The 11,492-nt window shown below is 72.1% G+C and carries 9 protein-coding genes; 6 read left to right on the forward strand and 3 right to left on the reverse strand.

Annotation, left to right across the window (positions count from 1 at the left end):
• The first annotated feature begins 155 nt into the window (after positions 1-155).
• On the forward strand, positions 156-1,115 hold the full coding sequence (locus EDF40_RS14135; protein WP_123340468.1) for an isoprenylcysteine carboxylmethyltransferase family protein: 960 nt from the start codon (positions 156-158) through the stop codon (positions 1,113-1,115).
• Here EDF40_RS14135 and EDF40_RS14140 read toward each other — a convergent pair.
• Together EDF40_RS14140 and EDF40_RS14145 are read right to left on the reverse strand one after the other, a co-directional pair.
• The gene (locus tag EDF40_RS14140) at positions 1,096-1,512 is read right to left on the reverse strand and encodes a VOC family protein (protein WP_123340553.1); all 417 of its coding nucleotides are present in this window, start codon (positions 1,510-1,512) and stop codon (positions 1,096-1,098) included. The two genes, EDF40_RS14135 and EDF40_RS14140, sit on opposite strands and share 20 nt — an antisense overlap.
• 148 nt (positions 1,513-1,660) lie before the next feature.
• Positions 1,661-2,248, reverse strand: a complete 588-nt coding sequence (locus EDF40_RS14145; protein WP_123340467.1) for a DapH/DapD/GlmU-related protein — start codon at positions 2,246-2,248, stop codon at positions 1,661-1,663.
• 200 nt (positions 2,249-2,448) lie between these two features.
• Here EDF40_RS14145 and EDF40_RS14150 point away from each other — a divergent pair, with 200 nt between their 5' ends.
• The 3 genes from EDF40_RS14150 (at position 2,449) to EDF40_RS14160 (ending at position 7,478) form a co-directional block, all read left to right on the forward strand.
• Positions 2,449-3,300, forward strand: a complete 852-nt coding sequence (locus EDF40_RS14150; protein ID WP_123353921.1) for a mechanosensitive ion channel family protein — start codon at positions 2,449-2,451, stop codon at positions 3,298-3,300.
• Positions 3,301-3,469: 169 nt separating this feature from the next.
• The gene (locus tag EDF40_RS14155) at positions 3,470-5,812 is read left to right on the forward strand and encodes an arylsulfatase (protein ID WP_123340465.1); all 2,343 of its coding nucleotides are present in this window, start codon (positions 3,470-3,472) and stop codon (positions 5,810-5,812) included.
• A gap of 1 nt (position 5,813) precedes the next feature.
• Positions 5,814-7,478: a SulP family inorganic anion transporter gene (locus EDF40_RS14160; protein WP_123340464.1), complete on the forward strand. Its 1,665-nt coding sequence runs from the start codon at positions 5,814-5,816 to the stop codon at positions 7,476-7,478.
• Positions 7,479-7,486: 8 nt separating this feature from the next.
• Here EDF40_RS14160 and EDF40_RS14165 read toward each other — a convergent pair whose 3' ends face one another.
• Positions 7,487-8,440 carry a formylglycine-generating enzyme family protein gene (locus EDF40_RS14165; protein WP_123340463.1) on the reverse strand — a complete coding sequence of 318 codons (954 nt, stop codon included), beginning with the start codon at positions 8,438-8,440 and terminating at the stop codon, positions 7,487-7,489.
• 171 nt (positions 8,441-8,611) lie between these two features.
• Here EDF40_RS14165 and EDF40_RS14170 point away from each other — a divergent pair, with 171 nt between their 5' ends.
• On the forward strand, positions 8,612-11,167 hold the full coding sequence (locus EDF40_RS14170) for a LuxR C-terminal-related transcriptional regulator (protein ID WP_123340462.1): 2,556 nt from the start codon (positions 8,612-8,614) through the stop codon (positions 11,165-11,167).
• 122 nt (positions 11,168-11,289) lie between these two features.
• Positions 11,290-11,490, forward strand: a complete 201-nt coding sequence (locus EDF40_RS14175) for a hypothetical protein (RefSeq protein WP_123292622.1) — start codon at positions 11,290-11,292, stop codon at positions 11,488-11,490.
• The last annotated feature ends 2 nt before the right edge of the window (positions 11,491-11,492 follow it).

An 11,492-nucleotide genomic window follows, 5' to 3' on the forward strand; every position in this document is an offset into this window, starting at 1 on the left:
CCTGCACCGCGCGCCGACGGGCAGATCAACCGCGAGGACTGATCTCCGGCACATCGTGAGCAGGAATGGTCGGGTCCGCTTGCAGCACCCGACCATTTCTGCTCACGAAGCGCCCCGGGCCCGCCGCCGCGGTCTCCCACTGCTAGCGTGCAGACGTGTCCTGGGGCCGACGGTACTTCGCACTGCAGGCCCTCGGCGGCGCGGCGTGGTGGATCAACGTCGCGACCGTCCCCACCGTCCGGACGCTCACGCTCGGCTCGCTGGACCCGCTGGTCGTCGCGGCCTTCGACGTCCCGCTCTTCGTCGTGGCCTCGGCACTCGCAGCGGTCTCTGCGGGCACGGTCGGGCGGATCGCTGCGACCATCGCCACCGGGTGGACCGCGCTCGTGCTCGCCGGTCTCGCCGTCTGGGCGACCGGCACCGGCGAGGCCGGCTGGGGCGTCGTCGTCATGACCGCGGCGACCGTCGGCTCCGCGCTGGCCCTCGCCCTCGTCCTGCTCGGCCGGGTACCGACCGAGTGGTTGACGTCCGGACCGCTGCGGTTCCGCACCGCCGACCCGGGTGCCGCGACGTCACGGCACGTGGTGGCGACGACCGTGCAGATCGTCGTCTTCTGGGGGCTGTTCCTCGGGGTGTTCCCCGTGGGCATCGCCGTCGCCGAGCACCGCTGGCGGCTGCACCCCGCACTGCCCGGACCGGTCGTGACCGCGCTGCTGGTGGTCGGGCTCGTCGTCCTCGCGCTTGCCAGCGCGCTCGGCATCGCTTCGGCGGCGGCGATGTCGACCAAGGGCGCTGGCACCCCGCTGCCGTCCGCCAGTGCGAACCGCTTGGTCGTCGCCGGCCCGTACCGCTCGGTGCGCAACCCGATGGCGCTCGCCGGCATCACGCAAGGCGTCGCCGTCGGGCTGCTGCTCGGGTCGTGGATGGTCGTCGCCTACGCGCTCGCCGGGTCGATCGTGTGGAACTGCGTGGTCCGACCGCTCGAGGAGGCCGACCTCGAGGCCCGCTTCGGCGACGACTTCCGCCGCTACGCCGCCCGTGTCCGGTGCTGGGTGCCGCGGTGGCCGATCGCGGCGAGCGTCGGCCCGGTCTCCGTCAGCTCGCCGCGCCGCTGATGTTCACGAGCCACGTGACCCGGAACCGGTCGGTGAGCATCCCGAAGGTGTCGCCCCACGGAGCCGTCGTGAGCGGTTCGATGATCGACGCGCCCTCGGCGAGTCCGTTCCAGTAGCGGGTCAGGGCCTCGTGGTCGTCGCCACTGAGCGACAACGAGATCGTGCTCTCCGACGGCGTCTGCATGCCCGTCGGCGCGTCCGAGGCCATCAGCAACAGGCCGTTCTCACCCTCGAGCTGCCCGTGCATGACCTTGTCGGCATCGGCTGGGTCCTGGCTCATGCCGGCTTCGCCGAAGGTGCCGATCGTGAGCTCGCCGTGGAACACCGAGTGGTAGAAGTCGAGGGCTTCGCGGGCCCCCGAGCGGAAGCCGAGGTACGGGTTGAGACGCACGGACACGGTGGACTCCTCACGACGGGCGGGCGTCGTCGCCCGCTGCGCGCCCATCGTCGCAGACGCGACGTCCCCGCGGAAGGGCGCGGGGCCGAGAACAGCCCACGAGACGGCCTGGAGGCCCGTGACGGCGCCGCCACGGGCCTCCAGGCCGTCAGGCGGTCGCGGTGCGGTCCGTGGCCGGGTCCGCCCCGGCCAGGTCACGGATGCGCTTCGCCGGTACGCCGGCGTAGACGCCGTGCGCCAGCAGGCGCCCGGTGACGACCGCGCCGGCCGCGACGACCACGTCGTGCTCGATGTGGGCGCCGGGCAGGATCGTCGCACGGCCGCCGATCCACACGCGGTCCTCGATGACGACCGGACGGCCGGTCGCGGTGTCGCTCCACCGGCCGTCGGCGTCGATCGCGTGGTGGCTCGTCATGATGAGGACCTGCATGCCGATCGCGGCGTTCGCACCGATGCTGACGGGGGCGATGGCCTCGATGGTCGTCGCGCGGTTGAAGTAGACGCCTCGCGCGACCGACAGGTTGCGCGGGTCGCCCGTGAGCGAGAAGCCGACGCCGGGGGCCGACTCGGCGTGCGCGCCCGCGGCGTTCAGCAGGAGCCGTCGCACGACCCGCGGCAGGAACGGCGAGCCGAGCAGAGCCGTGAGCAGGACGTGCTCTCGGGCGTGCGCGACGTCCTCGCGGAGGCGTCGGGCGAACGTCGAGGGGACGGGGACGGGGACGGCTGGCGTGGCCATGCGGCCTCCTGGGTTCGGGGGACGGTGCGGGGTCGCACAGCCGAAACGTAGGCGCTGCCGGGCGGCTCGACAACGGACGCACTGGTGGTTGCGCGATCCTTGCGGTATCGCCCGCCGGCCGGCACGACGGCGATCTCACCCGGTCGGTGCGATCCGGGCAGCGCCCGTGCTCGCCTACCGTGCTGCGGCTGGGAGGCGACATGCAGGAAATCGTGAACGGTCTGGTGCAGAACTCGTCCTTCGGCGCGTGGGACGTGGTCCTCGCCGTCGTCGTCCTGGTCGTCGGGTGGTTCGCGTCCGTGTGGGCCCGGCGGGGCGTCGTCGTGGCGCTGGCGAAGTGGAGCGGGCTCGGACCGAGCGGGACGAACCTCGTGGCGCGTCTCGTGCGCTACTCGATCCTCCTGCTCACGATCGGCATCGTCCTCACCGTGCTCGGAGCGCCGTTGCAGCCGGTGCTCGCCGCGGTGATCATCATCAGTGCGGTCGCGTTCCTGGCCCTGCGCGGGATCGCGGCGAACTTCGGCGCGGGTCTGGTCATCCAGGCCCGACGACCGGTGCGGATCGGCGACTCGATCGAGGTCGAGGGCGTGGCCGGCCGCATCGTCGAGTTGACGGGGCGTGCCGTCCTGCTCACCACCTCGGACGGCAGGACGATCCGGATCCCGAACACCATGCTGCTCGAGAACCCGCTCTGGAACGCCAGCGAGTCGGGGTCCGTCCGGAGCGAGGTCCGGGCGCGGCTGCACGGGTCACCGGACCTCGACCGGGTCTGCCCGGTGCTGCTGGACGCGGTGGCCTCGGTGGCCTCGGTGGCTTCGGTGTCCTCCGGGGCCTCGGTGTCGTCGACGGATCCCGAGGTCTTCCTGCACACGATCACGCCGGCCTGGGCGGACATCACCATCCGGTTCTGGTCCGCGTACGACGACCGCGAGGCCGCCCGGTCGTCGGTGGTGCGCGCGGTCGCGGTGGCGCTCGGCAGCGCCGGCCTGACCTGCTCGGTGTCGTCGGACGGACCACGGTTCCTGACCGCGCTCGTGGACGCCGTGGACTGACGGTTCTGCGGGGTCGTGCGGGGCCGTGCGGGGTCGTGTGGGGCCGTGTGGGGCCGTGCGGGGTCAGGCGGGGTCGTGCGGGGTCGTGCGATCTCACCCGTTCCGGGCGTGCACGTCGACGTGCCGGGCCGTGAGGCTCGTCGCACAGACCAACGAACAGGAGCGGACCATGGCCAAGCAGTTCTCCGGCAAGATCGAACTCGACGTGCGCGACTCCGTCGCCGACTGGGACGCGTTCATCCCGTCGAAGGCGCCGAAGGGATCCCCGAACGTCCTCGTCGTGCTCTACGACGACACCGGGCAGGCAGCGTGGTCGCCGTACGGCGGCCGGATCCAGATGCCCACGATGGATCGGCTCGCCGCGAACGGCCTCACCTACTCGCAGTGGCACACCACGGCGCTCTGCTCCCCCACGCGGTCGACGTTCCTGACCGGCCGGAACCACCACGCGAACGGCTTCGCCACGATCTCGGAGTCGTCGACCGGGTTCCCCGGCTACAACTCCCACATCCCGCCCGAGAACGCGACGATGGCGAACGTGCTCCGCGACGCTGGGTGGTCCACGTTCTGGGTCGGCAAGAACCACAACGTCCCGATCGACGAGTGGACGGCCGGATCGTCGAAGAAGAACTGGCCGCTCGCGCAGGGCTACGACCGGTTCTACGGCTTCATCGGCGGTGAGACGAACAACTGGTACCCCTCGCTCGCCGAGGACAACCACTACATCGACCAACCGTCGCTGCCCGAGGACGGCTACCACCTGTCCAAGGACCTCGCCGACCAGGCGCTGAAGATGATCCGCGACACGAAGCAGACCGAGCCGGACAAGCCCTGGTACCTCTGGTTCTGCCCGGGAGCGAACCACGCGCCGCACCACGCCCCGCAGGAGTACATCGACAAGTACAAGGGCCAGTTCGACGATGGGTACGAGGCCTACCGCGAGTGGGTTCTCCCCCGGATGATCGAACGCGGGATCCTGCCGGAGGGGACCGAGCTGACCGCGATCAACCCGATGACCCCCGGCACGTTCTCGGAGGCCGACCTGGTCCGCCCCTGGGACGAGCTGAATGCCGAGGAACGCGCGATGTTCAGCCGGATGGCCGAGGTCTACGCCGGGTTCTCGGAGTACACCGACGCGCAGGTCGGCCGCATCGTCGACTACCTCGAGGAGTCCGGGCAGCTCGACGACACCATCGTCCTGTACTGCGCGGACAACGGCGCCTCCGGCGAGGGCAGCCCGAACGGATCGGTCAACGAGGGCAAGGTGTTCGGCGGTTACCCGGACGACCTCGCGCAGAACCTGACGATGGTCGACGAGCTCGGCAGCCCGGACACGTACAACCACTACCCGACGGGGTGGGCGACGGCGTTCTCGACCCCGTACCGGATGTTCAAGCGCTACACCTACCAGGGCGGCGTGTGCGACCCGCTGGTGATCTCGTGGCCAGCCGGCATCGCGTCCCGCGGCGAGGTCCGGAACCAGTACCACCACTCGACGGACATCGTGCCGACGATCCTCGATGCCTGCGGCGTGACGTTCCCGGACACGTACGCCGGGGTTGAACAGGCACCGCTGGACGGGGTGTCGATGCGGTACAGCTTCGACGCGGCGGCGGCGCCGACCGAGAAGCACACGCAGTACTACGAGATGCTCGGCAACCGCGGCATCTGGCACGAGGGCTGGAAGGCCGTCGCCGAACACGGGCCGATGGCGGGGACGAGTGGTTTCGACGGGGACCGGTGGCAGCTGTTCCACACCGACGTCGACCGGTCCGAGGCGCACGACCTCGCTGCGGACCACCCGGACAAGGTCGAGGAGCTCGTGGCGCGCTGGTTCGAGGAAGCCGAAGCGAACAAGGTCCTGCCGCTGAACGACCTGCAGATCATCGGGAACGCGAAGGATTTCGAGACCTTCATCACGATGGAGTTCAAGGTGCCCGTCCCGCCGAGCGGGCAGTACACGTACTACCCGGGTACCACCGAGGTGCCGGAGCGGTCTGCGGCGAACGTGCACGGGGTGTCGTACAAGATCGTCGCGGACGTCGACTTCACGCCGGACACCGAGGGGGTCCTGTTCGCGCACGGATCGCGGTTCGGCGGTCACGCCCTGTTCGTCAAGGACGGGCAGCTGACGTACGTCTACAACTTCCTCGGCATCCCGCCGGAGAACGTCGTCTCCACCCCGGCTCCCACCTCCGGGCGGCACCTCGTCGGGGTCTCCTTCACGAAGGAGGGAACCGGGGAGTACCGCGAGGCCACCGGACCGCTCGCGCTCTTCATCGACGACGAGCAGGTCGCCGAGACGCCGATCAGGACCGTGCTCGGGCACTTCTCGCTCTGCGGCGAGGGACTCTGCATCGGCTACGACAGCGGCGACGCGGTCACGCAGGCCTACGCGGGCGAGCGGTTCGAGTTCCACGACGGCACGATCCACAAGGTCGTGTTCGACATCGCCGACGACGCCTACGTCGACCTCGAGGCGCACCTCGCCGCCGCGATCTCGCGCGACTGAGATGGCGACCCGGCAGGTGGGGGCGGCACCGGCGCGCAGCCGGACGTGGTTCGCCCCCACCCTCCGGGGGTACGACCGCCGGTGGCTCGGGCGCGACGTCCTGGCCGGCCTGAGCGCCGGCGCGGTCGTCGTCCCCCAGGCCATGGCCTACGCGAGCATCGCGGAGCTACCGGCACAGGTCGGGCTCTACACGTGCATGGCGCCGATGGCCGTCTACGCCCTGCTCGGCGGGTCGCGTGCGATGAGCGTGTCCACGACGTCGACGATCGCGACGCTCAGCGCCACGACGTTCGTCTCCGCCGGTGTCGCGGTCTCGTCCGACGACGCGCTCCGCGCACTGTCGACCCTCACCCTGCTCGTCGGCGTCGTCCTCGTCGTCGCCCGGCTGCTCACCCTGGGCTCGCTCGTCGAGAACATCAACAAGTCGACGCTGATCGGCGTCCAGATCGGGGTCGGCGCGACCGTCGCGGTGGGGCAACTGCCGAAGCTGCTCGGACTCACCGACGACCCGACCGGTACGGGGTTCATCCGCTCCGTGGTGGCGGTCGTCGAGGCGCTTCCCCGTGCGCACGGCCCGACGGTCGTGCTGTCCGTCGCCTCGGTCGCCGTGCTCCTGCTGCTGCGCCGCTTCGTGCCCGCGGTGCCGGGTCCGCTCGTCGTGGTCGCCGGCGGCATCGCGGCCTCGGCCGTCCTGCACCTGACCGACCTCGGCGTCGAGGTGATCGACCCCGTCCCGAGCGGCCTCCCGGTGCCCGTGCTGCCCGACCTGACCCTCGTGCCGGCGATGCTCCCCGGTGCCCTCGGCATCGCGATGATGGCGTTCCTCGAGTCCGCAGCGGTGGCGCGTGGGATCCGACAGCCGAGCGAGCCGCCGATCGACAGCGACCGCGAGCTGCTCGCGGCCGCCGCGGCGAACCTCGCCGGGTCCCTGACCCAGACGCTGCCGGCCGCCGGCGGGTTCTCGCAGAGCGCGGTCAACCAGCGGGCCGGCGCACGCACCCAGGTGTCGACCCTGGTGACCGTCGCGCTCGCGGTGTTGGTCGCGCTCGTCCTCGGACCGGTCCTGGCCCTGATGCCGACGTCGACCCTCGCCGCCCTCGTCGTCACCGCCGTCGTCGGACTCATCGACGTCGCCGCGCTCAGGAGGCTGGCCCGCATCAGCCGACGCGACTTCTGGCTCGCCGTGGTGACCGCGGCGGTCGGACTGACCGCCGGACTGCTGGCAGCCGTCGTCGCCGGGGTCGCCGGGACGTACTTCCTGGTCCTCCGCGAACTGCAGCGTGTCCGGCTGGCCCCGGGCCCCGTCGTCGGCACGACGATCAGCGCACGGATCGAAGGCGCCGTGTACACCGCGAACGTCCTGGCGTACGAGAACGCCGTCCTCCGGCTCGCCGAGGACGTGGACGGGGCCGACGCCGTCGTCCTCGACCTGTCGCGGATGCACGAGGCGACCGTCACCGTCCTCGACGGCCTCGCCGACCTCGATCACGAGCTCGCGCAACGCGGCGTCGTGCTCCTGCTCGTGGGCCTCCCCGGGTCGGCTGCGGAGACGGCGACGCGGACCGCGTGGTTCCGCGGGCTCGTCGACGACGGCAGGGTGCTGCCGACGGTCGACGCCGCGATGGCCGCGCGGACGGCTCAGGCTGCGGCTGCCGACCCGGGGTGAGGCCGGGATCAGCCGTCCCAGACCACCCGGAAGCCGATGTGGGTGGCGGCGGAGTCGCTGGTCTGCGGCGACCGAGCCGCCGGACGGTACCGCAGGCAGTACTCCGGAGCGCACAGGTGCGACCCGCCCTTGAGGACCCGCGTGACGGTCGACGGCGTCTCCGGGGCGGCGTCGTGATGGGTGTCCGTCGGGCCGCAGCCGCAGTGCGCGGACGACTCGGTCGCCCGAGCCTCGGCCGGCGGCGTCGGGGTCGTCGACGGGTCGTGCCGCTCGGTGTACCGCGAATCGGTCCACTCCCACACGTTGCCGATCATGTCCACCAGACCGAGCGCGTTCGCGGGGAACGACCCCACGGGCGACGTCCCCGTCCACCCGCCGGCTCCGGTGTTCCGGTACGGGAACGCCCCGTGCCACGTGTTGGCCATCGTCCGCCCGCCCGGGTGCGCCTCCCTCCCCCACGCGAACGGCCACGACGGGTCGCCGCCGGCGCGCGCCGCGTACTCCCACTCGGCCTCGCTCGGCAGTCGCCCACCGACCCACGCCGCGTACGCCGCCGCATCGCCGTGCGAGACCTGGACCACCGGATGCTCCTCGAGTCCGTCCACCGACGACGTCGGCCCGGCCGGGTGCCGCCAGTCGGCACCCGGACACCAGGTCCACCAGGCCCGCCAGTCGCCGAGGTCCACCGGTCCGGTGGTGGGCGCGAACACCAGTGACCCCGGAGCCCGGTCGGCCCGCGCGAGGTCGGGGTACTGCACGGGGTCGAGCGCGCGCTCCGCCTCGGTCGTCCACCCGGTCGCCGCCACGAAGGCAGCGAACTCGGCGTTCGTGACGGGGTGCGCGGCGATCCGGAACGCGGCGACCGTGCGTTCGTGCACCGGCCCCTCGTCGGGGTAGTAGCGGTCCGAACCCATCAGGAACGCACCGCCCGCGACGTCCACGGCCTCGAGCAGGGTCTGCATGCACCCGATCCTCGGGCGTCGGGACCGCGGGCCGCCTCACCCGGAGGGGATGAGGCGATACGCCCTCACCCGGATGGGGTGAATGTCCTGAACGCGCACGACGATCCCTCGCCTCAACCGCCCGCCGCACCTATCGTGAGCAACGCAAGCCTTTTCAGGGAAAGGCCTCACATGTACACCTTCCAACAGACCAGGAGCAGCGGACAGCGCACCGGCACGGGGACGCCGGTCGGGTCGGATCCGACCACGACGGTCCCACCCACCGATGCGTTGGAGCGACCGCGGCTGCTCGACCACCTCCGACGGTTCCGCCGTTCGGACAGACGCCTGCTCACCATGTGGGCGCCGGGTGGTGCCGGCAAGTCCACCGCGCTCGCCGCGTGGGCGGAAGTCCTCTCGGCGGACGACGTCGTCGTGCGGTGGCTCGACGCGGACACACTGCTGCAAGAGGACCCGCCGCAGACCGTGCACGACGACACCGAGCAGTGGCTGTTCCTCGACGACGTCGACCGTCTGCTCGGCGGGCTCGGTGTCCCGCCGCTCATCCGACTCCTGCGCGCGTGCGGTCCCCGGACCCGCGTCGTCGTCGCCGGACGCTTCGAGCCGAGCGGGTTCGCCGCCGTCACGCAGGCGGCAGGCGGGCGGCTCGTCGTCCCGACGCAGGACCTCGCGTTCAGCGTCGAGGACACGCTGGCCCTCGCGCTCCGCTTCGACCTGGTGCTGCCGATCCAGGATGCCGAGACGCTCACCCACCGGACGGCGGGGTGGGCTGCGGGGCTCGCGCTGGCGATGCCGTACCTGCTCGAGCAGTCCGACCGCGGCGCAGCGGTCCGCCACTTCGGCGGCGACCAGCACCAGGTCGCCGACTACCTGGTGGCACGGGTCCTCGACACGCTCGACGACGACCACCGCGACGTCCTGATGCGGACGGCCGTCGGGTCCGAGGTCCCGCTCGCCCTCGCCGTCGAGCTCACCGGGCGTGCCGACGTCGGCACGGTGCTGCAGCGGCTGAGCGCCCGGAACGTGCTCGTGACCACGAGTGCCGACCAGGACGGCTTCCGGTTCCACCCGATCCTCGCCGGCTTCATGCGCGCCGAGTTCCGTCGCCGCGACGAGTGCGGCGCGGTCCGCAACCACGTCGCGGCGGCCGGGTGGTACGAGTCCAGGGGCCTGCACGTCCTCGCGCTCGAACAAGCACTGCTCGCGCGCGACCAGTCGGCGGTGCGCGGGCAGCTGGAGCGGTCCGGCGGTGTCCTGCTCATGGAGGGCCGCGCCGCCATCGTGGCGACGGCTCTGCGAGCGCTCCCACCGAGCCAGGACTCACTGGCCACGCTCACGATCCGCATCGGCATGGACGCCCCGTCGTTCCCGGACCGCATCGGCACCGAGGAGCGGTTCGCCCAGGCCGCCGTGCAGCTCGCTGCCGCGACACCCGACGAGGCACGGGCCTGGCGGCCCGTGGTCGAGGCGCTCCGGTCGTTCACCGTCGAGGACCCCGACGACGCCTCGGCGCGGTTGCAGGAACTCGGCGCGTACCTGCGGCAGACGCCCGTCGAGTCGCTCGACGTCGCGCTGCTGCTCCGGGCTGCGGTCGCCTGGTGCCTCGTCGTCGCCGGCCGCCGCCGCGACGCCGACCAACTGCTCCGCTCGATCCAGGCCGCCGCCGCGCACGCCGGGTTCTCGTGGGTCTTCCTCATCGCCTGCGACACCGCCGCGACGCTCGCCGTCCGCACCGGCGACTGGCGGACGGCCTGCGAGTACGAGGCGCGGATGGGCGCACTGCCCTTCGACACCGCACCGCCCTACAACCGCGCGACCGCCCGCGCACTGCTGCTCGCGACGTCACGCGCCTACCTGCGCTGCGAACCGGTCTCGTTCACCTCGTTGCACCGCATCGACCAGGCCGACCCGACCGGCAGCGAGCTCGGACTGCTCTTCCAGGTGCGCGCGCTGCTCCTCGTCGCGGCGATCGACGCCTCGCCCGCCCCGCGCGAGGCCCTCGCCCGCCTCGTGCAGCTCGTCCGCTTCGACGGCCGTGACCACCCGCGGGTGGTCGCCGGGGCCGCGACGCGCCTGCACGCCTGGTCGAGCACGCTCCACGGCGCACCCGCAGCGGCCGAGGTCCGCCGCATCGTCGCCGACGTCCTCGGCACCGACTCCCTCGAGGTGAACACCCTCCGGCTGCTGGCCGGCGGACGGACCGACCACCTCGTCGAGCGCGACCTCGCCGCGGCGGTCGACGGCGACGACGCGGCGTGGGCCGGCACGAGCATCGTGAACGCCCACCTCGCCCTCGCCGAGCACGCGTGCACCCACGGTCGGCCCGCCGAGGCAGCCGAGCGGGTCCGCCGCGCGCTCGCCGTCAGCGAGGAGTTCGGCTACGCCCGCGAGTTCCTCGCGTGCCGGGGTGCGGGCGCACAGCTCGTGTTCCGGCACCACGGGTCGTACGGGGCGCTCGAGCCGTACGCCGACCACGTCCTCGCGCTGGCCGAGCACGAGCGGATCGGCGTCGGACTGGAGCGTCCGGAGGCCACGGTCCCGCTGACCCCCAAGGAGCAGGAGCTGTTGCTCGAGCTCCCGGCGCACCAGACCGTCGCCGAGATCGCGGCGAAGCACCACCTCAGCGTGAACACGATCAAGACCCACCTGCGGAGCATCTACGGCAAGCTCTCCGCCGCGGGGCGCACCGAGGCGGTCCTGGCTGCTCGTCGGCGCGGCCTGCTCTGAGGCGGTCCGGCCGGGGATCCGGCGCGCTCCGGGCACTGCGGAGACCTCACCCGGATCAGGGGAACCCCGCACCGCCCCCCGCGCGGGATGATCGTGGCTCCACGACGAGCAGGAGGCCGACGATGAGCCGCTACGAGGTCCGTCTTCCCTACGCGATGTCGGAGACCCTCGTCGCCGCGTTCCCGGAGTTCTCGCTGGTGCAGATCGGCCCCGGCGAGACGCTGCTCGTCGGCGACCTGTCCGACCAGACGCAGCTGCACGGGCTGCTGGCCCGGATCGCCGACCTCGGACTCGACATCGCCGAGCTCCGGCAGCTGCGCTGACC

Origin of the sequence: Curtobacterium sp. PhB170 (genome assembly GCF_003752345.1) — a bacterium.
Classification (GTDB): Bacteria; Actinomycetota; Actinomycetes; order Actinomycetales; family Microbacteriaceae; genus Curtobacterium.

Bases quoted from the DNA above. Each gene is read 5' to 3' on its own strand.
- EDF40_RS14145 (WP_123340467.1), bottom strand. From the start codon at position 2,248: ATGGCCACGCCAGCCGTCCCCGTCCCCGTCCCCTCGACGTTCGCCCGA.
- EDF40_RS14150 (WP_123353921.1), top strand. From the start codon at position 2,449: ATGCAGGAAATCGTGAACGGTCTGGTGCAGAACTCGTCCTTCGGCGCG.
- EDF40_RS14155 (WP_123340465.1), top strand. From the start codon at position 3,470: ATGGCCAAGCAGTTCTCCGGCAAGATCGAACTCGACGTGCGCGACTCC.
- EDF40_RS14160 (WP_123340464.1), top strand. From the start codon at position 5,814: ATGGCGACCCGGCAGGTGGGGGCGGCACCGGCGCGCAGCCGGACGTGG.
- EDF40_RS14165 (WP_123340463.1), bottom strand. From the start codon at position 8,440: ATGCAGACCCTGCTCGAGGCCGTGGACGTCGCGGGCGGTGCGTTCCTG.
- EDF40_RS14170 (WP_123340462.1), top strand. From the start codon at position 8,612: ATGTACACCTTCCAACAGACCAGGAGCAGCGGACAGCGCACCGGCACG.
- EDF40_RS14175 (WP_123292622.1), top strand. From the start codon at position 11,290: ATGAGCCGCTACGAGGTCCGTCTTCCCTACGCGATGTCGGAGACCCTC.